The 22,105-nt window shown below is 67.0% G+C and carries 20 protein-coding genes; 8 read left to right on the top strand and 12 right to left on the bottom strand.

Annotated features, from left to right (window positions below; translation table 11 throughout):
* Positions 1-136: 136 nt before the first annotated feature.
* The 5 genes from J2S97_RS20365 to J2S97_RS20385 form a co-directional block, all read right to left on the bottom strand.
* On the bottom strand, positions 137-1,570 hold the full coding sequence (locus tag J2S97_RS20365) for a sulfate adenylyltransferase subunit 1 (RefSeq protein ID WP_307051758.1): 1,434 nt from the start codon (positions 1,568-1,570) through the stop codon (positions 137-139).
* Positions 1,570-2,517, bottom strand: coding sequence for a sulfate adenylyltransferase subunit CysD (gene cysD, locus J2S97_RS20370; RefSeq protein ID WP_307051759.1), 948 nt, complete (start codon positions 2,515-2,517; stop codon positions 1,570-1,572). Before cysD ends, J2S97_RS20365 begins: the two co-directional genes overlap by 1 nt.
* Positions 2,514-3,245: a phosphoadenylyl-sulfate reductase gene (locus J2S97_RS20375; protein WP_307051760.1), complete on the bottom strand. Its 732-nt coding sequence runs from the start codon at positions 3,243-3,245 to the stop codon at positions 2,514-2,516. The genes cysD and J2S97_RS20375 overlap by 4 nt, the downstream gene beginning before the upstream one ends.
* Positions 3,242-4,987: a nitrite/sulfite reductase gene (locus tag J2S97_RS20380; RefSeq protein WP_307051761.1), complete on the bottom strand. Its 1,746-nt coding sequence runs from the start codon at positions 4,985-4,987 to the stop codon at positions 3,242-3,244. Before J2S97_RS20380 ends, J2S97_RS20375 begins: the two co-directional genes overlap by 4 nt.
* A 166-nt stretch (positions 4,988-5,153) precedes the next feature.
* Positions 5,154-5,879, bottom strand: a complete 726-nt coding sequence (locus J2S97_RS20385) for a sirohydrochlorin chelatase (RefSeq protein ID WP_307051762.1) — start codon at positions 5,877-5,879, stop codon at positions 5,154-5,156.
* A gap of 60 nt (positions 5,880-5,939) precedes the next feature.
* Between J2S97_RS20385 and J2S97_RS20390 the strand changes: the two genes are divergently transcribed.
* The gene (locus tag J2S97_RS20390) at positions 5,940-6,611 is read left to right on the top strand and encodes a trimeric intracellular cation channel family protein (protein WP_307051763.1); all 672 of its coding nucleotides are present in this window, start codon (positions 5,940-5,942) and stop codon (positions 6,609-6,611) included.
* 14 nt (positions 6,612-6,625) lie between these two features.
* The gene (locus J2S97_RS20395) at positions 6,626-7,051 is read left to right on the top strand and encodes a hypothetical protein (RefSeq protein ID WP_307051764.1); all 426 of its coding nucleotides are present in this window, start codon (positions 6,626-6,628) and stop codon (positions 7,049-7,051) included.
* Between the two features lie 158 nt (positions 7,052-7,209).
* On the opposite strand, the gene J2S97_RS20400 is transcribed toward J2S97_RS20395, so the two are convergent.
* From J2S97_RS20400 to J2S97_RS20415, 4 genes are all read right to left on the bottom strand, one after another.
* The gene (locus tag J2S97_RS20400; RefSeq protein ID WP_307051765.1) at positions 7,210-8,052 is read right to left on the bottom strand and encodes a DUF559 domain-containing protein; all 843 of its coding nucleotides are present in this window, start codon (positions 8,050-8,052) and stop codon (positions 7,210-7,212) included.
* Between the two features lie 381 nt (positions 8,053-8,433).
* Positions 8,434-9,537: a polyprenyl synthetase family protein gene (locus J2S97_RS20405; protein WP_307051766.1), complete on the bottom strand. Its 1,104-nt coding sequence runs from the start codon at positions 9,535-9,537 to the stop codon at positions 8,434-8,436.
* 9 nt (positions 9,538-9,546) lie between these two features.
* Entirely contained in the window at positions 9,547-10,881 is a 1,335-nt protein-coding gene (locus J2S97_RS20410; protein WP_307051767.1) for a geranylgeranyl reductase family protein, read from the bottom strand.
* 11 nt (positions 10,882-10,892) lie between these two features.
* Positions 10,893-11,666, bottom strand: a complete 774-nt coding sequence (locus J2S97_RS20415) for a demethylmenaquinone methyltransferase (protein WP_307051816.1) — start codon at positions 11,664-11,666, stop codon at positions 10,893-10,895.
* 109 nt (positions 11,667-11,775) lie between these two features.
* Here J2S97_RS20415 and J2S97_RS20420 point away from each other — a divergent pair, with 109 nt between their 5' ends.
* From J2S97_RS20420 to J2S97_RS20435, 4 genes are all read left to right on the top strand, one after another.
* The gene (locus J2S97_RS20420) at positions 11,776-13,206 is read left to right on the top strand and encodes an isochorismate synthase (RefSeq protein WP_307051817.1); all 1,431 of its coding nucleotides are present in this window, start codon (positions 11,776-11,778) and stop codon (positions 13,204-13,206) included.
* A 249-nt stretch (positions 13,207-13,455) separates the two neighbouring features.
* On the top strand, positions 13,456-14,259 hold the full coding sequence (locus J2S97_RS20425; RefSeq protein ID WP_307051768.1) for an ABC transporter substrate-binding protein: 804 nt from the start codon (positions 13,456-13,458) through the stop codon (positions 14,257-14,259).
* Positions 14,260-14,405: 146 nt separating this feature from the next.
* Positions 14,406-15,197: an amino acid ABC transporter permease gene (locus J2S97_RS20430; RefSeq protein WP_104175820.1), complete on the top strand. Its 792-nt coding sequence runs from the start codon at positions 14,406-14,408 to the stop codon at positions 15,195-15,197.
* An 11-nt stretch (positions 15,198-15,208) separates the two neighbouring features.
* Complete coding sequence (locus tag J2S97_RS20435) at positions 15,209-16,006, top strand: amino acid ABC transporter ATP-binding protein (protein WP_307051769.1); 798 nt, start codon at positions 15,209-15,211, stop codon at positions 16,004-16,006.
* Positions 16,007-16,095: 89 nt separating this feature from the next.
* Here J2S97_RS20435 and J2S97_RS20440 read toward each other — a convergent pair whose 3' ends face one another.
* Positions 16,096-16,641 (bottom strand): YceI family protein, encoded by a 546-nt coding sequence (locus tag J2S97_RS20440; protein WP_307051770.1) that lies wholly within the window; start codon positions 16,639-16,641, stop codon positions 16,096-16,098.
* 125 nt (positions 16,642-16,766) lie between these two features.
* Here J2S97_RS20440 and J2S97_RS20445 point away from each other — a divergent pair, with 125 nt between their 5' ends.
* Positions 16,767-17,234: a MarR family winged helix-turn-helix transcriptional regulator gene (locus J2S97_RS20445; protein ID WP_307051771.1), complete on the top strand. Its 468-nt coding sequence runs from the start codon at positions 16,767-16,769 to the stop codon at positions 17,232-17,234.
* Here the strand turns inward: J2S97_RS20445 and menD are convergent.
* The gene (gene menD / locus J2S97_RS20450; RefSeq protein ID WP_307051772.1) at positions 17,231-19,096 is read right to left on the bottom strand and encodes a 2-succinyl-5-enolpyruvyl-6-hydroxy-3-cyclohexene-1-carboxylic-acid synthase; all 1,866 of its coding nucleotides are present in this window, start codon (positions 19,094-19,096) and stop codon (positions 17,231-17,233) included. The two genes, J2S97_RS20445 and menD, sit on opposite strands and share 4 nt — an antisense overlap.
* A 265-nt stretch (positions 19,097-19,361) precedes the next feature.
* Between menD and J2S97_RS20455 the strand changes: the two genes are divergently transcribed.
* Positions 19,362-20,471 (top strand): LacI family DNA-binding transcriptional regulator, encoded by a 1,110-nt coding sequence (locus J2S97_RS20455; RefSeq protein ID WP_307051773.1) that lies wholly within the window; start codon positions 19,362-19,364, stop codon positions 20,469-20,471.
* 139 nt (positions 20,472-20,610) lie between these two features.
* On the opposite strand, the gene J2S97_RS20460 is transcribed toward J2S97_RS20455, so the two are convergent.
* On the bottom strand, positions 20,611-22,089 hold the full coding sequence (locus J2S97_RS20460) for a glycoside hydrolase family 32 protein (protein ID WP_307051774.1): 1,479 nt from the start codon (positions 22,087-22,089) through the stop codon (positions 20,611-20,613).
* Positions 22,090-22,105 lie beyond the last annotated feature (16 nt).

Genomic DNA, 22,105 nt, shown 5'->3' on the forward strand with positions numbered 1-22,105 from the left:
CTACCGAAACAAACCCACCGCACCAGCCGCCCCGGCCCACGCCGGCATCAACTACAAAACCAACCAGCTGTCACAAACAGCTTGATTCATTCCGAGGTTCCGGCGACCTCGCACGTTTCCGGCGACCTCAGTGCAATCAGATCGAGTAGCGCTCGTCCTCGTGGTCTCCCGGGTGGTCGTTGACCAGGCCGGCGGCAAGGGTGTTGCCGTCCAGCGGATCGATCACCAGGAAGGCTCCGGTGCGGCGGTGGTGCAGGTAGTTCTCCAGCGGCAGCGGGGCGGCGAGCCGGAGCTGCGCGTGGCCGATGTCGTTGAGCTCCAGGCTGGATGCGCCCTCAAGCTTGAAGGTGGCGAGGTCCAGCTTGCCGCTGACGCTGCGGACCAGCGCCTGCACGGTGCGGGTGCCGTGCTTAACCAGCACCTTGGCGCCTTCACGGAGCGGCTTCGGCGACAGCCAGCACAACGCGGCGTAGAGGTCGGCGGAGGCTTCGCGGACGGTGCCTGCAGCGGCGATCGTGTCACCGCGGGCGACGTCGAACTCGTCAGCGAGGCGCAGGGCCACGGACTGCGGAGCCACGGCTTCGGTGAGCTCAGCGCCCGCGAAGTCGATGCCCGTGACGGTGGTGGTGCGCGGGGCCTGGCCCGGGGTCAGCACGCTGACTTTGTCCCCCACCTTGACCGATCCTTCCGTGATCTGCCCGGCGTAAGCGCGGTAGTCACGGTACTTCTCGACGTCGAGTCCGCCGGCAACCGCGTCGGGAGCCAGCGCGCCCTGCGGCCGGACCACCAGCTGCACCGGGAAGCGGAAGCTCTCCAGGTGGCTTTCCAGTTCGTCCGCGGCGGGCAGGGTCTCGAGCACCTCAAGGAGGGCCGGGCCGGTGTACCAGGGGGTGCGCTCCGAGCGCTCCACCACGTTGTCGCCGTCGAGCGCGGAAACCGGAACCACCAGCAGGTCGGTGATCCCATCGGAACCGAGGCCGAGCTCGCGGCCCACCTTCTGAACGTCGGCTTCGATCCCGCGGAATACACTCTCGCTGAAGTCCACCAGGTCGATCTTGTTCACGGCCACGATCACGTGCGCCACGCGCAGCAGCTGCAGCACGGACAGGTGCCGGCGGGTCTGCTCCAGGACACCCTTGCGGGCGTCAATGAGTACGACGACGGCGTCCGCGGTGGACGCGCCGGTCACGGTGTTCTTGGTGTACTGCACGTGCCCGGGGCAGTCGGCGAGGATGAAGCTGCGGCGGTCCGTGGCGAAATACCGGTAGGCGACGTCGATGGTGATGCCCTGCTCGCGCTCGGCACGCAGGCCGTCGGTCAGCAGTGCCAGGTCGATCGCTTGTACACCGGCTGCGCCCGGTCCCCCAAATCCGCGGTCCGCGGACGTGCGGGCAACGGCGTCCAGCTGGTCGGCAAGGATCGCCTTGGAGTCGTGCAGCAGGCGGCCCACCAGGGTGGACTTGCCGTCGTCGACCGATCCGGCGGTTGCGAAGCGGAACAGGGAGGCGTGCGCGAGCGGGGCCTCGTCAAGAAGGGCAGCCGCGCGGGCTGTATCGATTTCGGTGCTCATTAGAAATAGCCATCCTTCTTGCGGTCTTCCATGGCGGCCTCGGAGATGCGGTCATCGGCACGGGTGGCGCCACGTTCGGTGATGGTGGAGGCGGCAACTTCAATCACGACGTCGCGCACGGTAGCGGCAGCCGACTCAACAGCGCCGGTGCAGGACATGTCGCCGACGGTCCGGTAGCGGACGGTCTTGGTGATGACTTCCTCATCGGGGCGGGGCTGGGAAACCTCGCCCACTGCGCGCCACATGCCGTCGCGGGCAAAGACCTCGCGGTCGTGGGCGTAGTACAGGCCGGGCAGCTCGATGTTTTCGCGCTCAATGTAGCGCCACACGTCCAGCTCGGTCCAGTTGCTGATGGGGAATGCGCGGACGTGCTGGCCCACGGTGTGGCGGCCGTTGTACAGGTTCCACAGCTCGGGGCGCTGGTTGCGCGGGTCCCACTGGCCGAACTCGTCGCGGAGGCTCAGGATGCGCTCCTTGGCGCGGGCCTTGTCCTCGTCACGGCGGCCGCCGCCGAAGACGGCGTCGAACTTGTTGGACTGGATCGCGTCCAGCAGCGGGACGGTCTGCAGCGGGTTGCGGGTGCCGTCGGCACGCTCGGCCAGTTCGCCGCGGTCGATGAACTCCTGGACGGAGCCGACAACCAGCTTCAGGCCCAGTCGCTCAACGGTGCGGTCGCGGAAGTCGATGACCTCGGGGAAGTTGTGCCCGGTGTCCACGTGCAGCACGGGGAAGGGAACCTTGCCCGGCCAGAACGCCTTGGTGGCCAGGTGCAGCATCACCACGGAATCCTTGCCGCCGGAGAACAGCAGCGCGGGCTTCTCGAACTCGGCGACGACCTCGCGGATGATGTGGATGGCCTCTGATTCGAGGGTGTCCAGGCTGGAGAGGCGCGTGGAAACGGCAGCTTCAGTCACCTGGGTGGGCTCCTCAGTTAGGAAAGTGCTCATACGTGTAGTCCGCATTCTGTCTTGTCGGTTCCTGCCCAGCGGCCGGCGCGGGGGTCATCGCCGGGCGCTACCTTGCGGGTGCAAGGCTGGCAGCCAATGGACGGGTAGCCCTGTGAAAGCAGCGGGTTGACGGGAAGGAGGTTGTCGTCGGAGTACTGCACCAGCTGGTCGAAGCTCCAGGCCGCCACCGGGTTGACCTTGACCAGGCCGTTGACTTCGTCCCAGGTGATCAGCGGGGTGTTGGTGCGGGTGGGGGCTTCGTCGCGGCGCACGCCGGTGAACCAGAGTTCATAGCCGGCGAGGGTGCGGCGCAGCGGAGCCACCTTGCGGAGGGCACAGCACTGGGCGGCGTCACGGGCAAAGAGGTCCTTGCCGAGCAGGCGGTCCTGCTGCTCCACGGTGTTCTCCGGGAGGACGTCCACCACGTTGACGCGGAGGTTTGCGGCCACTTCGTCGCGCGTGGCGTAGGTTTCCGGGAAGTGGTAGCCGGTCTCCAGGAACAGGACGTCGACGCCGGGAAGCTGGTCGGCAACCAGCGCCGGCAGGACGGCGTCGGCCATGGAGCAGGCCACGGCCACGGCGGGCAGGTCGAAGTTCCGGGCCACCCAGGCGATGACGTCCCGGGCCGGGGCGTCCCAGCCGAGCTCGGCAGCGCCGGCCTCGGCCAGGGCCTTGAGCTCGTCGTGGGTGCGGAGTACGGGGTCAATTCCAAGTGCGTGCTTGCTCATTGCAGGTCCTCCTCGTCTGCTGCGTGGGCCCACTCGGCGAAGGTCTGGCCTTCGGCGTGGTCGGCCACGAACTTCCGGACGACGCGCTCGACGTAGTCCGGCAGGTCGTCAACGTAGACCTTGAGGCCGCGGACGGTGCGTCCGAGGCCGGCTTCTTCGCGGCTGTTGGAAGCCAGCCCGCCGCCCAGGTGGACCTGGAAGCCGGGGCTGGGGTCGCCGTCGGGCGTTGGCAGCATCATGCCCTTGAGTCCGATGTCCGCGGTCTGGATGCGGGCGCAGGAGTTGGGGCAGCCGTTGATGTGCAGTGACAGGGCGTGGGGCAGCTGGCCGCTCTCCGCGAGGTCCGCGAGGCGGCGTTCCAGCTCGGCCACGGCGGTCGCGGCGGTCATCTTGGTTTCCACGATGGCCAGCTTGCAGTATTCGATGCCGGTGCAGGCGATGGTGCCGCGGCGGAACACGGACGGACGGGCGGAGAGGCCCAGGGCGTCCAGCTCGGCGACCAGCGGTTCAACCTCGTCCTTGGGGACGTCCAGCACAACCAGCTTCTGGTGCGGGGTGGTGCGCAGGCGGTGCGAGCCGCGGGCCTCGAGGGTGTCCGCGAGCTTCACCAGCTGCGTGCCGGAGAGCCGGCCGGCCAGCGGGGTGGCGCCGATGAAGAACTTGCCGTCCTTCTGTTCGTGCACGCCCACGTGGTCGCCCGGGGTGGTCGGCTTGGGTGCGGCGGGGCCGTCGGCCAGCTTGTAGCCGAGGTATTCGTCCTCGAGGATCTGGCGGAACTTCTCGGGTCCCCAGTCGGCCATCAGGAACTTCAGGCGCGCCTTGGTGCGCATGCGGCGGTAACCGTAGTCGCGGAAGATGCTGGTGACGCCGAGCCACACGTCGGCTGCCTGCTCGGGCGTAACGAAGGCGCCGAGGCGCTTGCCCAGCATGGGGTTGGTGGACAGTGCGCCGCCGGCCCAGAGGTCGTAGCCGATGCCGAGTTCGGGGTGCTTGACGCCGACCAGGGCGAAGTCGTTGATCTCGTGCACCACGTCCTGGCTGGGGTGGCCGGTGATGGCGGTCTTGTACTTGCGCGGCAGGTTGGACAGCAGCGGGTTGCCGATGAAGCGCTCCCCCAGCTCGGCGATGAGCGGGGTCGGGTCGATGATCTCGTCCTTGGCGATGCCGGCCACGGGCGAGCCCAAGATGACGCGGGGAACGTCGCCGCAGGCTTCGGTGGTGGACAGGCCCACGCCCTCCAGCCGGGTCCAGATCTCGGGGATGTCCTCCACGCGGATCCAGTGCAGCTGGATGTTCTGGCGGTCGGTGAGGTCCGCGGAATCCCGGGCGAAGTCCACCGAGATGTTGCCGATCACGCGCAGCTGCTCGGTGGTGAGCGCACCGCCGTCGATCCGGACGCGGAGCATGAAGTACTTGTCCTCGAGCTCGTGCGGCTCAAGCGTGGCGGTCTTGCCGCCGTCGATCCCGGGCTTGCGCTGCGTGTAGAGGCCCCACCAGCGGAAGCGTCCGTGCAGGTCCTGGCCCGGGATGGAGTCGAACCCGTCCTTGGAATAGATGGACTCGATACGCTCGCGGACGTTGAGGCCGTCGTCTTCCTGCTTCCAGGTTTCGTTGGCATTGAGCGGGGTGGTGCCGTCCACCTTCCACTGGCCGTGCGGCTTCGCTGCCGGACGGTTGGCGCGTGCAGGTCGCTTGGCGGCAGCGGAGTCCGCGGACGCTCCGGCTAGAGCTGTATCAGTCATGCATCGACTGTAGGTCCGACCCGAAAGCCGTCACAAAGGGTCAGAAACGCGAGGTCACCTAGGGAAATATTTCGTCATGAATCGCCGGGAAGCCTTGAAGAAGGGTGGGTGCTGTGCATGGTCCGGGGCCCAGCCGCGGGGCTCCTCGGCGGTGAGCCCGGGGCTGTCAGGAGGTCGCTGCTGCGGCGTCTGCCGCGGCCGCGACGGCGGCGTCGTAGCGGTCCAGGGCAACCTCGGCCATCAGCCGGGAGGGCAGCAGCGGTTCCGTCACCACGTCCGCTTTTGCCTTGGCCAGCTGGTCATGAAAGAACCCGTGGGCCAGCAGGTACGAGGCAATGATCACGCGTCCCTGCCCCTCCCCGCCGGGGTATTCAGCACGCAGTGAGGCGACGGCGTCGGGCACGGACGGCTTGGCGGCCGCACCGTAGGCGGGGACGATCCTGTTGCCCCGAAGCGCCCTCAGGTGTTCGGCGAGCTCTTCGACGCTGACCGAGGCTTTGGGGTTGGTGGATCCCGCAGCCGCGAGCACCACGGCGTCGTGCTCGGTGGCTCCGGCCTCGCGCAGCCGCTGGTCGAGGATCTCCGCCAGCCTGGGATCAGGCCCGAGGGGATCCGACGCCGAGCTGCCTTCCCGGCCCCGCGCCGCCTTGGCGATGTCCACCTTGGTGTGGAAACCCACGCTGAGCAGCAGCGGCACGATGACGGCCGGCTCCCCTTTCGGCAACCCTGCCATGACATCCACCAGGTCCGGGTCCTGGACGTCAACATAAGCCTCGCGGACGTCCAGGCCGGGGCGCAGTTCGCTGATCCCGGCACGGAGTCCGTTGACCTCGGCAGCGCCCAGCGGGCTGGACGTTCCGTGGGCACAGGCGATCATGATGGGGCTATTCATAGGGGCTAGCGTAACGTTGGAGCCGCCCTATCCGCCCCTTGGAATTCACCGGGACGCCCCATGACCCTCTCATTCAACGCCGTTCTGGTATGGCTGGATCTGGCCGGCGTCTTCTTCTTCGCAGTGTCCGGGTCCCTCCTGGCGGCGCGGAAACAGTTCGACCTCATTGGCTCACTGCTCCTCGCCTCCCTCGTTTCGCTAGGCGGCGGCGTGATCCGCGACATCATCCTCAACAGCGGACCGCCCGCGGCGTTCACCAACCCCGCCTACCTCGCTCCCCCGCTGCTCGCCACCGTGCTGGTGTACTTCCTGTTTTCCAGCCTCCAGCGCTTCACGTCGCTGCTCATCCTGTTCGACGCCGGCGGCCTGGCGCTGTTCTGCATCACCGGAACACTGAAGGCGCTGAGTTTCGGAATGAACCCCGTTTCGGCCGTGCTGCTGGGGGTCACGACGGCGGTGGGCGGCGGCCTCCTGCGCGACATCACAGCCAACGAGGTGCCGCAGCTCTTCGACCCGAAGGACCTCTACGCGCTGCCCGCGTTCACAGGGGCGGCTCTGACCACGATCCTCTGGGTTTCGGGGTCGTTCAACGCGTTCACCGCCGGGGCCGTTGCCGCCGTCGTATTCGCTTTCCGGGTCACTGCGTGGCGCCGATCCTGGTACGTTCCGCTGGCCGTCCGGGGGTGGCACCGGCTCGGGCTGGGGACGGCGGAAAACGGTGGCCGGGATTAGCTAGGATATGAACCATGACTGACATGTTCCTCGAGAAGTTCCGCGCGCTTGTTCCGAAGTATCTCGAAGACGAATGGCAGGAAGAGGACGGACTGTCCGAAGACGAACTCAAAGTCGCACTTGCCGACCACCAGTTCCAGATCCCGCTGGTCCTGAAGGAGTTTTACCAGGCAGTGGGCGGCTGCGAGGACCTCATGGAGGCCTACCACTACTTCTGGGACCCCGAGGAACTCGAAGTTGATGACGAAGGCTTCCTCATGTTCCTCGAGGACGAGGAAGAACAGTTCACCTGGGGTTTCCGCGTGGGCGACCTCGGCGTTCCGGACCCCATTGTGTACCGCCGCAACAACGCCCGCGGCCAGTGGAAGAGCGAAGAGGGCACGTTCTCCGAGTTCGTGTTCGACATGTTCGAGTGGGCGTTCAACGACGAAGAGGACTAGGGGTCCCCGCTGCCTAGATTCCTCCCGCTGCGGCTTAACTCTGCCGTCGTGACCCTGTTTCAAGCCCGAAACCCGGCGACGCGCCATGCGGCCGGCGTGTCTGGCCACAGGCAGCGGTAAATCGGGTCACGACGGCGGAACGCGCCGTTGTGCTGGGCTCACCAAGCCGGGGCGAACGTGCCGTCTGCATGCAGCCGCAGTATGGCGCGGATCTCCTCCACCATGGCTTGGGGACGATGCACCACGTCGTCATAGTAGTAGCGGAGCGTCAACCGACCTCCGAGCATGGTGGCTCTGCTGCGGCGATGGTCTTTCTTGATCTGCCGCGGTTCAAAGTGGGTGGATCCGTCCAGCTCCACCACCAGGCAGTCGCCCACAAGGAAGTCGACTTCGCCCACCCCGGGCAGTTCCACATGCATGCGTACGCTGAGCCCTGCACGGACAAAATACGTGTGTGCCAGTACTTCCAGCAACGAGTCCGCCCTGGGAATCAGTAGGTCCAGCACGGCGCGGGCCCTGCCGTTCCGTTTCCCCGGCAGCTTCCTCCTGAGGAACTCGACCGTTATCAGCCCCCGACATACTGCGGACTGCACCATGACCAGCGATTCCAGCTCCGGCAAGCAGCGCAAGGCGTGAATGAGCACGTCGGCCAAGCCTGCCATAGGTAGGGACGGGTGCCGTGGGTGGACGCAGGGTGAATGGTCCACCACTCCGGGCTTCGGAATGCCGTTCCCGCAGCTCAGGTGCACGGCCCTGGCCGCGTACAGAGTCCAGAGGTTGTAGAACGGGGCGGCGGAGATGCACGTGAGCTGGCCGTTCGAACGAAAAGCCGCCATGACGCCGTAGTCCGCGCTTGAAATCGCGTAGACACCCCTCAACGGCCGGAACAGCAGACCGCTTGCCAGCGCAGCCTCAAGCTCCGGTCGCTGGAATCCGGCGGCCAGCAGCTGACTTCGCTTCGCAGCGCCGCCTCGATGCCGTAAATATGTGTTGAGATCCATTGAGCCATGGTGGATTCGAGATCCAGGCCGCAAAATGGCACGGCCACCATATGTGGACAACCCGCAAGCGCCGTGCCGACCCTGTTTCGACCCACGGGCCCCGCGACGCGCCGTGACCCGGGCGTGTCATCAACGTTCATCAGCAATAGCAGGTCACGACGGCGGAGCGCGGCAGCAAAGGCGCCAGCCAGGGCGTGTGACACGCCGATTAACACCCGATTCGCGTTCGTGACAAAGCTGTCATAGACTAATTCACGGATCCACTAAATGCCTCCGGTGGATCTGATGCGAACGGAGAAATGGCCCCGGTTCGATGCAGCGTATGACTCGTAACACTGCAAAGGACCGGGGCCATTCCGTTTAAGTACGGGCCAACCGCCCCTAGCTGGCGCGGTCCACCACGGCCAGCGCGAAGCTGGTGAGTGAATCCTTGACCACGCCTTCGGGCAGCGGCGCCAGTGCGGCGATGGCCTCATCGGCCCAGGCCCGGGCCACAACCCACGATTCCGCGGTGACGCGGTGGTCTCGCAGGCCGGCCACGGCGGCAGCGAGTGCATCGTCCGAGGAGAGGTCGCCGTCGATCAGTTTCAGGAGTTCGACGGCGGACGCGTCACCTTCGGCGGCAGCGTTGCGGAGCAGCAGCACGGGCAGGGTGGGCACCCCTTCGCGCAAATCCGTGCCCGGGGATTTGCCGGACTTGACCTTGATGCCGGTGACATCGATGACGTCGTCGGCCAGCTGGAAGGCCACACCGATCTTCTCACCGTACTCCACCAGCATCGGTTCGTAGGCTTCGTCGGCACCGGAGAAAATGGCGCCGAGCTGGCCGGAGGCAGCCACCAGGGATCCGGTCTTGTCCGCGATGACGGACAGGTAGTGCTCCACAGGGTCCTCGTCGGGCCGGGGTCCCACGGTTTCGTGCAGCTGGCCCAGGCACAGCCGTTCGAAGGTGCGGGCCTGGATGCCCAGCGCACGCGAGCCGAGTTCGGACACCAGGATGGAGGCCCGGGCGAAGATCAGGTCGCCGGTGAGGACGGCCACGGAGTTGCCCCAGACCTCGTGGGCGGTGGGGGCGCCGCGGCGGAACGGGGCCGAGTCCATCACGTCGTCGTGGTACAGCGTGGCCAGGTGGGTGAGCTCAACAACAACGGCAGCCTGCACCACGGCCGGCCGCGAGGCGTCGCCGAGGTGGGCGCAGAGCAGGGCCAGCAGCGGCCGGATGCGCTTCCCGCCGGCTTCCACCAGGTGGCGCGACGTCGCATCAGCCAGCGGATCGGAGTTGGCAATGGCCTCGCGGAGCTTCTTTTCCACGCGGGCAAGGTTGGTGGTGATGGCGGGGCCGAGCTCCGGGTCTGCCGCGATGGCGGCGAACCCAGCCGGCAGCTGGAGACCTGTGGCGATCGCGGTGGTGTTGGGCTCGGGCTCCCTGGAGTCCGGCAGGCCGTGTCCGGCATGGGTCCAGCTGTGCTTGGCAGAGTTCGTCACGGGTTAACCCTAACTTTTTGGTGCGGAAACCGCGGATGTGTAGCTGGACGGGGACAGGGAGGTGTTGGACGTGGCAGGCACCAGCGCCTCCAGGAGTCTGATCACCCTGTCCTCGAATCCCTTGGCTGATTCATCCGTGACGTTGGCCATCAGCCGGACTACGAACTTCATGAGCGCCGGCAGCGGCATGCCGGTCCGCAAGGCGAGCTTCATCACCGACGGCTTGCCGATCACCGAGGCGAAGGCACGGCCCAGGGTGAAGTGGCTCCCCCACTGGCCGCGCACGTAGTCGGCGTACCCCTTGAAGTGGAGGTCGGCGTCGTCGTGCGTCCACTTGGCGTAGCGGCTCTGCCAGGTGTTGGCGTCGATGATGTATTCGGCCGCAAAGCGGGCGGATTCCATGGCGTAGGAGATGCCCTCGCCGTTGAACGGGGACACCATCCCGCCGGCGTCGCCCAGCAGCAGCAGGCCCGGGTAGTAGTGCGGCGTGCGGTTGAAGCCCATGGGCAGCGCGGCGCCGCGGATCTCGCCCACCTGGTTTTCGGGCGTGAAGCCCCACTCGGCGGGCATGCCGGCGGTCCACTCGCGCAGGACCTGCTTGTAGTCGAGCCGGCCGAATTCCTTGGACGAGTTCAGGATGCCAAGACCCACGTTGGAGGTGCCGTCGCCCACGCCGAACACCCAGCCGTAGCCGGGGAGCAGTTCGCCGTCGCGGCCGGGGAGCTCCAGCCAGCCTTCCATCCAGTCGTCGTCGTGCCGGGGGCTGGTGAAGTAGGTGCGCACGGCCACGCCGAGGGGGCGGTCGTCGCGCTTCTGGATGCCGAGGGACACCGCGGTCCGGGACGAGTTGCCGTCCGCTGCGAGGACGACGTCGGCAAGGAAGTCGCGCGTCTCCCCCGTCTTGCGTCCCGACTCGTCAAGCAGCGCGGCGCGCACCCCGATGACGCGGCCGTCCGGTGAGCGCAGGGCTTCGGTGACGCTGTGCCCTTCCAGGACGCGGGCGCCGGCGGACTCGGCGTGCCGGGCCAGTTCTTCGTCGAAGCCGAGCCGGGTGCGGATCAGGCCGTACGTGGGGAAATCGGAAACTTCCGGCCAGGGCAGTTCAATGGTGCGGCCGCCGGCGATCAGGCGAAGGCCTTTGTTGCGCCGCCAGCCGCCTTCCTCGGGGTGGGGCAGGCCGAGCTTCTGGATCTCGCGGACGGCGCGCGGCGTGAGGCCGTCGCCGCAGACCTTTTCACGCGGGAACGTGGTTTTTTCCAGCACCGTGACGCCGATGCCGGCCTTGGCGAGGTAGTAGGCGGCAGTGGACCCTGCTGGTCCTGCGCCGACGATCAGTACGTTCACGGCAGGTACGGCTAGCTCGCCGGCCGGGTGATGTTGCGGCGGAGCTTCGCCACGGGGCCGGTGTGGTTGGCGATGGCGGCGGCGCTGCCGGACAGGGGCTTGTGCGCGCGGTGGACGGCGACGATGCCGCCGCTGAGGTTGCGGTAGGTGACCTTCTCCCAGCCGGATTCCTGCAGCCAGCCGGCCAGGTGGTCCTGGTCAGGCCAGGCGCGGATGGACTCGGCGAGGTAAACGTAGGCGTCCGGGTTGGACGAGACCTTCACGGCGATGGCCGGCAGCGCGCGCATCAGGTATTCGGTGTACATGGTGCGCCACAGCGGGACCACGGGCTGGGAGAACTCGGCGATCACCAGCTTGCCGCCGGGCTTGGTGACGCGCAGCATCTCGGCCAGGGCCTTCTTGGGCTCGTTGACGTTGCGCAGGCCGAACGAAATGGTGGTGGCATCAAAGGTGTTGTCCGCGAACGGAAGACGGGTGGCGTCGCCGGCGATGAAGTCGATGTCGGGACGGCGGCGTTTTCCAACCTTGAGCATTCCGAGGGAGAAGTCGCAGGCAATGACGTTGATCCCGGCATCCGCGTAGGGCTCACTGGACGTGCCTGTTCCGGCGGCGAGGTCGAGCACGCGCTGGCCCGGCTTCACATCCATGGCTTCGACGACTACCCGGCGCCAGCGGCGCGTCTGTCCCATGGACAGGACATCATTCACGACGTCGTATTTGGGGGCGACGTCGTCAAACATCGTGGCTACTTCGTCCGGACGCTTATCCAAGGATGCTCGGTTCACCATGACATTGTCTCAAATGTTGGGCGGACCCACGAACCACGGCCCGGTCCAGCGCGGCGGCGGGGCCCAAGAAGGTGCTGGCGGCACTCCGGAGTACTGTTATCTCATCATGACGAGTACGTTCCGCGCCGGCATTATTAAGACACTGACAGTCCCTCTGGATGGAAGATCATTCTCCGGGGGGCTGCCGTCATTTCTGGTCCGGGACGATGTCCTCTGCTGGACCCGCCGCGAAGCCGGACTGGTGGGCTTTGGCGAGATCGCCCGCTTCACTGCCACCGGCCCCGAGCGTTTCCTCGAGGCCGACATCTGGTGGCGGCACCTGGTCATCGAAGCGGACATCACCGACTCCGTGGAGTGCCCCGGCACCGGCCCGGTGGCCTTCGGCTCCTTCGCCTTCTCCAAGGTGTCCACGCACCGCTCCCGGCTGATTGTTCCTGAAATCGTTGTGGGGGTCAGGGACGGCCGGGCCTGGCTCACCCAGTTAACGTTCGACGACGGCGAACTCACCGAAGCGGGCGCCCTCGCCGCCCTGCAGCGCTGGCTGGACGCGGACCCGCTGGACGTTGACCCGCTGGACGTTGACCCGCTGGACGTTAGGGGCGGCGCGCCCGCAGCCCCAAGTGCCGACGTCGGACTTCCCCTGGCTGCCCGGCCCGGCGCCGGCTTGACCGCCGAACCGGCTGCCGACGTCGTACCTAAACTCGAAACCGGCTCCCTCAGCGAGCATGACTGGATGGCGGCAGTGGCCGCCGGGGTCGCCGAAATCCGCACCGGCAAGCTCGAAAAGCTGGTGCTGGCCCGGGACATTGTGGCCACGATTCCGGAAGGCGTGAATGCCGCGGAGATCCTCCGCCAGCTGGCCGTCCGGTACCGCGAATGCTGGACCTACGGCGTGGACGGGCTGGTGGGTTCGACCCCGGAGATGCTGATCCAGGTGGAGGGCCGCACGGCCCAGGCGCGGGTCCTGGCCGGAACCCTGGACCGGCGCGACGCCGAGGGGATGGACGGCTCGCCGTTGGAATTCGCCGAACGCGTGCTGGCCGGGTCCGAGAAGCAGCGGCATGAGCACGAGATCGCCATCCAGTCGCTCACGACCCAGCTGGCGCCGTTTTCCGAGGCCATGAACGCGCACAGCGAGCCGTTCATTTTGGAGCTGCCCAACGTGTGGCACCTGGCGTCGGACGTGAAGGCTGAGCTGACCGAGGTGGAGGGCCACGTGCCCACGTGCCTCGCGCTGATCAACGCGCTGCATCCCACGGCCGCGGTCTGCGGAACCCCCACCACGGTGGCCGGGGCGCTGATCCGCAAGCTCGAGCACATGGACCGCGGACCGTACGCTGGCCCGGTGGGCTGGCTGGACGCGGCCGGGAACGGCGAGTGGGGAATCGCGCTCCGCGGTGCCGTCGTCGAGGCGCCGGACACGGTCCGCCTCTATGCAGGTTGCGGCATCGTGGAGGGCTCCCACCCCGAGGCGGAACTCGCGGAAACCTGGGCCAAGTTCCGTCCGATGCTCGAGTCGCTGGGCATCAGCAACTAAAGTTCGCCGCCCCCACCCAACTGACTGGCAGTTAACGTCGCGAAACCGCGTTTTCAGAGCGTTAACTGCGACCCAGTTGGGCGGAGTGTCCGGAGACGCAGACACCAGCCCCTCGCCTAGGCTTGAAATCAGCGGTAGTTTGGTTATCCAATAGTGAAACTAAGTTTTCTGTGATGCACATCTCTTATTCGGCGCTACACTATAAACCGTTTTAGTCACGCATACCCCTGCAACAAAAGGTAAGAAACTATGCAGCCCATGTCCTCCGCCACGGCAAAGCTGGCCGCCAAGGCAGCCGCTTTCCTCGCCGTCGGCGCCCTTTCCCTCACGGCCTGCGGCGGTAGCTCCACCCCTGCAGCGACCCCCGAGGGCGGGGTCCAGCTCATCAACGCCGGCAAGCTGACCGTTTGCTCCGACGTCCCCTACGAGCCGTTCGAATTCCAGAAGGACGGCAAGATCGTCGGCTTCGACATGGACATCGCAGCCGAGGTTGCCAAGGACATGAACGCCGAGCTCAGCGTTGTGGACAGCTCCTTCGAGGCCATCGAGACCGGCACTGCGCTTACGGGCTGCGACATCTCCATCTCCTCCATTTCCATCACGGACACCCGCAAGGCCGTCATGGACTTCTCCACCCCGTACCTGGACGATGACCTGGCTCTCGTTGCCAGCGAGGGCTCCGGCATCAAGTCCCTGGACGACGCCAAGGGCAAGAAGGTCGGCGTGCAGCAGGCCACCACGGGCGCCGACTACGCCACCGAGAAGGGACTCGACGCCCAGCAGTTCGAGGACACCGGCCTCCTGGTCCAGGCCCTGCAGGCCGGCACCATCGACGCCGCCCTGGGCAACCAGTCCGTCCTGGGCTACGCCATCAAGGACGACCCCAAGTTCAAGGCAGTCGAGAAGTTTGCCACCGGTGAGCAGCTGGGCATCTCCATCAAGAAGGGCAACACCGCCATGGCCGAAAAGGTCAACGGAACGCTCAAGCGCCTGACCGACGACGGAACCCTCGAGAAGTTCGAGACCACCTGGTTCGGCGAGGTCGCCAAGTAGCACACACTCCGGCCCGGGCCCTCTAGGCAGGGAAACCCAGGCAGCCCTGTGACCTACCAAGTTGGGGCCCTGTACCGCTGTATGGCAGTCCGCTGTACAAACAGCCTGTACGGGGCCTCAACTGCGCAAACGAATGTGAGAACACCATGGCAATGACCGCACGTCAACGAGCCAAAGTCAGCCTGTACGTCCAGGCCGGAATCTTCGTTGTGGCTGTGGCCGCGCTGATTCTGGCCACGGACTGGAAGACCATCGGCAACAGCGTCTTCAATTTCGCCAAAATCGGCCCAATGTTCCCGGACATTTTCCTGATCGGCCTCAAGAACACCCTGATCTACACGGCCCTGGGCTTCATTGTGGGCCTATCCGGCGGTCTGCTGCTGGCCCTTATGAAGCTCTCCAGCTTCCCGCTCTACCGCTGGATCGCCACCGGCTACATCGAATTCTTCCGCGGCATCCCAGCGCTGCTCGTGTTCATCGCGTTCGGCTACGGCGTTCCGCTCGCGTTTGGCGTGCAGTGGAACGTGACCATTGTGGTGATGATCTCGCTGGGCATGGTGGCTGCGGCCTACATCGCAGAAACGCTCCGCGCCGGCCTTCAGGCCGTGCCCAAGGGACAGCTGGAGGCCGCCCGGTCGCTGGGCATGCCCCAGTGGCGGGCCATGGTGTCCATCGTGATCCCGCAGGCTTTCCGGATCGTGCTGCCGCCGCTGACCAACGAGGTCATCCTGCTGACCAAGGACTCCTCGCTGATCTACGTGCTGGGCCTGACCGCCTCGCAGTACGAACTAACCAAGTTCGGCCGCGACGGCATTTCCAGCCTGGGAGCCGGGCTCACCCCGCTCCTCGTGGCGGGTGCCTTCTACCTGGTGATCACCATCCCGCTGAGCCTTTTGGCCCGGAAGTTCGAAAGCCGCTCCGCGCGGACGAAGCGATAGGCAGGACAGTCATGAACGACGTCGAAAACAACGCACGCGGCACTGCCGTGCACGCCGCCGGGGTTTCCCTCAAGGACCTCCGCAAGTCCTACGGCTCCAACGAAGTCCTCAAGGGCATCAGCCTGGACGTGGCCCCTGGCGAGGTTGTCTGCCTGATCGGCCCGTCCGGCTCCGGCAAGTCCACCCTGCTGCGCTGCGTGAACCTGCTCGAGCAGCCCAACGAGGGAACCATCCACGTGGGCGGTTTCGAGGCGACCGACCCCGATGTGGACATCGACAAGATGCGCCGCAAGGTGGGCATGGTGTTCCAGCAGTTCAACCTGTTCCCGCACCTGAACGCCCAGCAAAACTGCACCATCGCCCAGACCAAGGTGCTCAAGCGCTCCCAGGGCGAGGCCGACACGGTGGCGCGCGCCAACCTCGAACGCGTGGGCCTGGGCCACCTGGCAGACCGCTTCCCGGACCAGCTCTCCGGCGGCCAGCAGCAGCGCGTGGCCATTGCCCGTGCGCTCAGCATGGACCCCCAGCTCATGCTGTTCGATGAGCCCACCTCGGCCCTTGACCCGGAAACCGTGGGCGACGTGCTGTCTGTCATGCGGAACCTGGCCAAGGAGGGCATGACCATGCTGGTGGTGACCCACGAGATGGGCTTCGCCCGCGAAGTGGCCGACCGCGTGGTCTTCATGGACGGCGGCGTGGTGGTGGAGGAAGGCGTGGCCGAGCAGGTCATCAGCGCCCCCAAGCAGTCCCGCACCAAGGAATTCCTGAAGCGCGTCCTGGACCCGACCCACATCGACATCTCCGAGTAAGACACGCTCCCGGCGGGCAAATGCCCTGGCGCTGCAGGATTCCCGCAGCTCCAGGGCATTTGCGCGTCAGGACTCAGGCCGCCGGCGCCTCAGTTCCCCGCGGCGCGCACGACCACCACCTCAAAGTCCAGGTCGAAGTAGCGGCCCACCCATCCTTTGGCCCCCGTGATACCGAACGAATAGCGGTCCAGGTGGCCCGCCCGGGCCAGCACTTGGATGCGGTCAGGATTTTGGGCTTCCCAGGACGAGACGGGCAATTGCACGGGAGCGACAACCCCATGCATGGACACTGTCCCGACGAGCACCATCCCGCGTTTGTCCTCCCTGACGGCAGTGGAAGTGAACTCGATGCGCGGAAAGTCGGCCACATCCAGCAGTCCCGGACCCTTGACGTCGCGGTCGCGCTTCGCATTGTCGGATTTGAAACTGGCGGCATCGATGGTCGCCATGGCCCGGCACTCAGAGAGCGATTCCGCAATATCCAGTCGCCCGGACGCGATGCTAAATTCGGCTCGCACCTTGCCCAGGCCGAACATATGCCGGCTTGTGTAAGTGACCCTGGAACGGACACCGTCGATGCGGTAGGTGCCTGCGGTGGGCATGCTGGGGGTTTTTGTGGCTGGCTGGGTGGTCATGGCGGTTTTCCTCTTGGCTTTGGCCCGAATCCCCTCTCGGGCAATTGCTGATGTATCAACAACTTTGCTCCTGCTATGCTGACATGTCAACAACTTTTACCAGCCGTCCGTGAAAGGAACACCAAATGCCCAAGCCCCGCTGGTTGAGCAAGGACGAGGAGGAAGTCTGGTTCGCCTACATCCTCTTTAGCCGCCAACTGGCAGCGGGCATGGAGCGGCAGTTGGCGGGGAGCGGCGTCTCAGGCGCCGATTACCAGATGCTTGCCCCCCTGGCCGAAGCCGGGGCAGCCGGCATGCGCCCCCGGGACCTCGGACACAGCGCGGGCTGGGACCGCAGTCGACTGGCGCACCAGCTGCGACGGATGGAGCAGCGCGGCCTTGTCACCCGCGAACAGGCGGAAGACGACGCCCGCGGCATAGTGGTCCACCTCACGGAAGCCGGGCGGGCCGCACTGCGCGCGGCATCGCCGGGGCACATCGAATGGGTCCGGGAGAACTTTCTTGAGCTGATAACTCCAGCTGAACGGCGGATGTTAGTTGAGCTCTCCGAACGCGTCATGGCCAAGCTCGAGCCCGAGTCGCGCCCCCGCTAACCCGCCAGCAAGCCCCGGACTGCTTCCGCCACTGCGGCCTTGATGCGGCCGTGCAGCTCCCGGAGGCCATGCCGGTCGGTGCGGACCTCAATAATGCTCCGCCCCGACCGCGGTGCGGCGAGCGCCTCGGCGAGTTCCGCCGTCGTACTTACCGCACAATGTCCGACGCCGTACGCTGCGGCGAGCGCCGCGATGTCCACTGTGTGCGGGGTGCCGAAGAGGCGTTCGACGGCGTTCCCGTACGTTCCGGCTTCCTGCACGGCTCCGTGCTCCAGGAGGTTGAAGATGGCCCCGCCGGCGTCGTTCAGCACCACGATCCGCAGGAGGGGGTCATTCTCCGCGAAGCCCAGGAGCAGGCCGCCGGCGTCGTGCAGGAAGGTGACGTCGCCTGCCAGGAGGGTGGTTTCCTGCCGGCCGCCCCACGCGATGCCCGTGGCAGTGGAGATGGTGCCGTCGATCCCGGCGAGGCCGCGGTTGGCGAAGACCGTGGCATGCGGTTCGGGCAGGGGCTGGCCGGCGAGGTCCACGTCCCGGATGCCGTTGGAGGACCCCAGCATCAGCTGGCCGCGCGCGTGCTTCCACACCAGCGCGCCGACGGAGGGCCCGGTTGCCGCTGTTTCCCCGGACAGGACCTGGTCGAGCGCGTGCTGGGCGGCGGCACCGGCCAACAGCCAGGTATCCAGCCAGGCCGAGGAGCCGCGGCCGGAGAAGTCGGCGAGATCCGCGAGGTTGTCCAGCGGGAGTTCGGTCCGGCGGCCCGGTTCGTACCAGGCCACGGGAACCGGCTGGTACAGGGCCGCGGGGACGTCGGCGCGGGCCAGGAGTGCGGAGACGGGGCGGGACAGGGTGGGCCGGCCGAAGAGGACCACGCGCTCGATCGGCTGGGCGGCATCCGGGCCGAAGTGCTCAAGCAGGAGACGGTACGGGCCCACGGCATTCGGGCCGAAGCGTGAGTTGGAGGATGGTTCGGCGAGCAGCGGCAGGCCGTGGGCGCGGGCGAAGGCTTCGGCGACCGGACCGGCGTCGTGCCCTGCCAGCACCACGGTGCGCCGTTCTTCCAAGGTGGCCGGCGCGGGCGCAAGGGCCATGGGCTCCGGGCCGCGTCCGATCCGCCACGTCCTGCGGCCCGCTGCTTCCGGCAGGTGGTCGCCGGCGGCCGGGACCAGCGGATCACGGAAGGCCAGGTTCAGCTGCACGGGCCCGGGCGCGACGTCTTCGAACACGCCGGTGGCAGCGCTGAGGGCGGTCTCCACCGCGCGTTCCGGGTCGGTGCCCGCGGGGACGTCGGCGGCGAACCGCACGTGCTCGCCGAAGAGGTCAAGCTGGACGGTGGTCTGGTTGGCGCCGGTGCCGCGAAGCTCATCGGGCCGGTCGGCGGACAGCACCACCAGCGGCACGGCGGCGTGGTTGGCCTCCATCACGGCGGGCATGAGGTTTCCGACGGCGGTGCCGGACGTGGTGAGCACGGCGACCGGCGCTCCCGTGGACAGGGCAAGGCCAAGGGCAGTGAACCCGGCGGAGCGTTCATCGATCCGGACCAGGAGTTCCAAGCGGCCGGCGGCGTCGGCTTCGGCAAGCGCATAGGCCATGGGTGCGGACCGCGATCCCGGCGAAACCACCACGTACCGGACGCCGCCGTCGAGCAGGGCGGACACGGCAACCCTGGAAGCCTGGATAGCGGTCAGGGCGCCCTGCGCTGCCTCGGTGCGCGTGACAGTATCCGCATCGCCGCGGGTGTCCGGTGCTGCTTCGGGGTCCTGTGCTGCTTCGGCCGGGGCGCCGGTGGCGTCACCTTCGGAAAGAGGGGCGTCGTCGGCAGCGGCATAGGCATTGAGCGGGTCCAGCGGGTTCTCGGAAGTCACCAATCCAGTCTCCCATCAACCCCAACGCTCTCTCACTTCCTGCACCCCAAACCCCAACGCTCTCTCACTTCCTGCCGCCCAATCCCCAACCCTCTCGCACTTCCTTCAACGCAGTGAGAGAGGGACGCAAGAAAGCCGACAGATAGTGAGAGAGCGTCTCAAGAAAGACCCCCAACAAGTGAGAGAGCGTGGCGGGGAGGGCGCGGCTCACACGAGTTAGGTAAACTGCAGCAAAGCAGTGTTTTCCCATCCGGAGGATCAGCCCATGAACCGCAAGGCCACCGCGCTGGACGTCGCCAAGCTGGCGGGTGTCTCGCGCAGCGCTGTGTCGCTCGTGCTCAACGGGCGGGGCGACGGCAACGTGGCCGCAGAAAGCCAGCAGCGCATCCGGGAAGCAGCAGCAGCGCTCAATTATTCGCCCAACAAAATTGCCCTGAGCCTGCGCAACCAGCAGTCGCGGATCATCGGGATCGTGTCGGACGAGGTGGTCACCAGCCCGTTCGACGGCAACATCATCGCCGGCGCGGATGCCGTGGCGCGGTCGCACGGCTTTGTCACCGTGGTGATGGATACGGAGCACGACGAGTCCCGGGACGAAGGTGCCGTGGAAACCCTGCTGGACCGGCAGGTGGACGGGCTCATGTACGTGACGGTGGGGCTGCGTCCCCTGAACGTGCCGCCGAACATGGCCCGGGTCCCGTCGATCCTGGCCAACTGCTTCGATGACCGCCCCGATGCAGGCCTTCCGGCCGTCATCCCGGACGAGGTCCGGGGCGGGCGGGAAGCCGCTGAACACGTGATGGCCCTCGGCCACCGGGACATCGCCTTCCTCGCCGGTGATTCCCTGACTCCCGCCGCGCCCCGCCGGATCGAAGGCTACCGCGATGCCTTCAAGGCCGCGGGCCTGCCGGTGAACGAGGACCGGGTCATCCAGGTGGGCTGGGACATTGACACCGGCTTCCACGGCGCCATGAAGCTCCTCGACGGCATGGAACCGTCCACCCGCCCCACCGCGATCCTGTGCGCCAACGACCGTCTGGCCATAGGCGTCGTGCTGGCCTGCTACCGGCTGGGGCTGAACGTCCCGCAGGATGTTTCCGTGATGGGCTACGACGACGAATTCCGCGTCGCCAAGGCCATGGTCCCCGCGCTCACCACCATGGCCCTTCCGCTCCGGGAGATGGGTGCCGCGGCCATGACCGCGCTGCTCGCCGAGGTGGCGACCACTCCAAACGGGAAGAACGACGACGACGGCGGCTCGGGTGCCGGCGCTGACCCCGCGGCCAGCGCCAGTCCGGCTGCTAGCGCCGAGACGATGGTTCCCTGCCGCCTCGTGGTCCGGGATTCCACCGGCCCCGTACCGGCCGGTCGGTAACACCCGGCCGGTCGAAACACCCGTCCGGTAACACCCGCCCCGTCTGTAACACGCAGCCGAACTGTAACAGCGGGCCGGGTCCAAGACCCCGGGTGCGCCCGCCAAACAGGCAGGCGCACCCTGGGCCGCACACGAAGAGTCAGCCGTGGGCTGCGGGCTGCTCCAGTTCCCATACGTCAGCCGTGGCCCCGGACGGAAGGTGCAGCTGCCATTCCTCCCCCGCTGCCGGGTAAGCACGCAGGGTTGTGGCGACTGAACCCGACCGGTAGACCTCCACCAATGAGGCGTCCACGAATATCCGCAACTCCTCCCCCGGTGCGATGGATCCGCTGAAGACCGTCTGGCGGCTGCCGTTCCCCACGAGCAGGACCTCGACGGCGGTGTCCCCGCCGCCAGCACCGGCATCACCGGCATCACGGGCATCACCAGCAGAGCCAGCTCCGCTCGCAGTAACCAAGGCTTCGGCAAACGGAGGCAGCACAACGGTTCCACCCGCCTGGCTGGCCGTCTGCGCTCCACGGTAGGCGTCGATTTCGGGGGCCGGGCTGACGGCAAGGGCGCCGTCGACCACCGAGAGTTCACGCGGGAAAGTCAGGACACCGGCCCAGCCGGCGACGTCAATTTCGTCCTGGCTGCGGCCGCGGCGTCCGTCGCGGCCGGGTCCCTCATTGGCCCAGCCCCACAGCAAGGCCCGGTCCTCCAATGCCACGATCTGGGGCGCATAGAAGTCGCGCCCGAGGTCCGACTTCCCGCCGCCGCGGGGCGAGAAGACCGGCAACCCGGACTCCGGGTCCTCCGTCAGCGAACCGACCAGGTGGCCCACGCCGTTGGCGTGTTCGTGCGCGTCACCCGAGAGCCAGAGCGAGAACATCATGAGCCAGGTTCCGGTATCGCCTGAGGAGTCGCCGGACTCGCGTGAGTCCGAAGAGTCCCCGGAGGAATCAGGCACCCGCACCAGCTGCGGGCATTCCCAGATCTCGGCCGGCGTGAACTCGGCGGCCACCGGGTTCTCCGAGGTCAGCCAGATGCCCTGGTACTTCCAGTCGGACATGTCCTCCACCGTGTACAGCAGCAGCGCTGCGTGCCCGTCGGCGAGGCCGGCGCCCTGCATGGCGTACCGCTTGCCGTTGAACCGGAAGATGAACGGGTCGCGCACCGCAGTGACCTGCCCGTCAGCCGGCATCGAGGCGGCCACGTGGCCGGTCTGCTCCCAATGGGCCAGGTCTTCCGAGCCGCGGGCGATGACCACCTGTGAGTGGCCCCCGTCGCCACGGACGCCCGAGTACGCCGCGGTGGGAACACCGCCGTCGTCCGTCACCACGCCGGTCCAGCAGCCGTACTCATCCGGTCCGCCGTACTGCGGGCGCAGCGCCACCGGGTGTTCCTCCCAGCGCACCAGGTCGGCCGAGCTCACATGGCCCCACGCGATCCGGTGGTGCCGGGCGGAGTCCGGGTTGTACTGGAAGAACACGTGGTACCGGCCGTTGATGTGGCTGATGCCGTTGGGATCGTTGATCCAGCCCTGCGCGGGACGCGGGTGGAAGTGCGGGAAGGCGGGGTCGGTGTGGGCGGCGGCGACGTCGTCGAAGCGCATGGCGGCGAGGTCCGGGGAGGGCATGGCAGGGCCTTTCGGT

The sequence above is a fragment of the Arthrobacter oryzae genome (assembly GCF_030812315.1).
In the GTDB taxonomy this organism is placed as follows: domain Bacteria; phylum Actinomycetota; class Actinomycetes; order Actinomycetales; family Micrococcaceae; genus Arthrobacter; species Arthrobacter oryzae_B.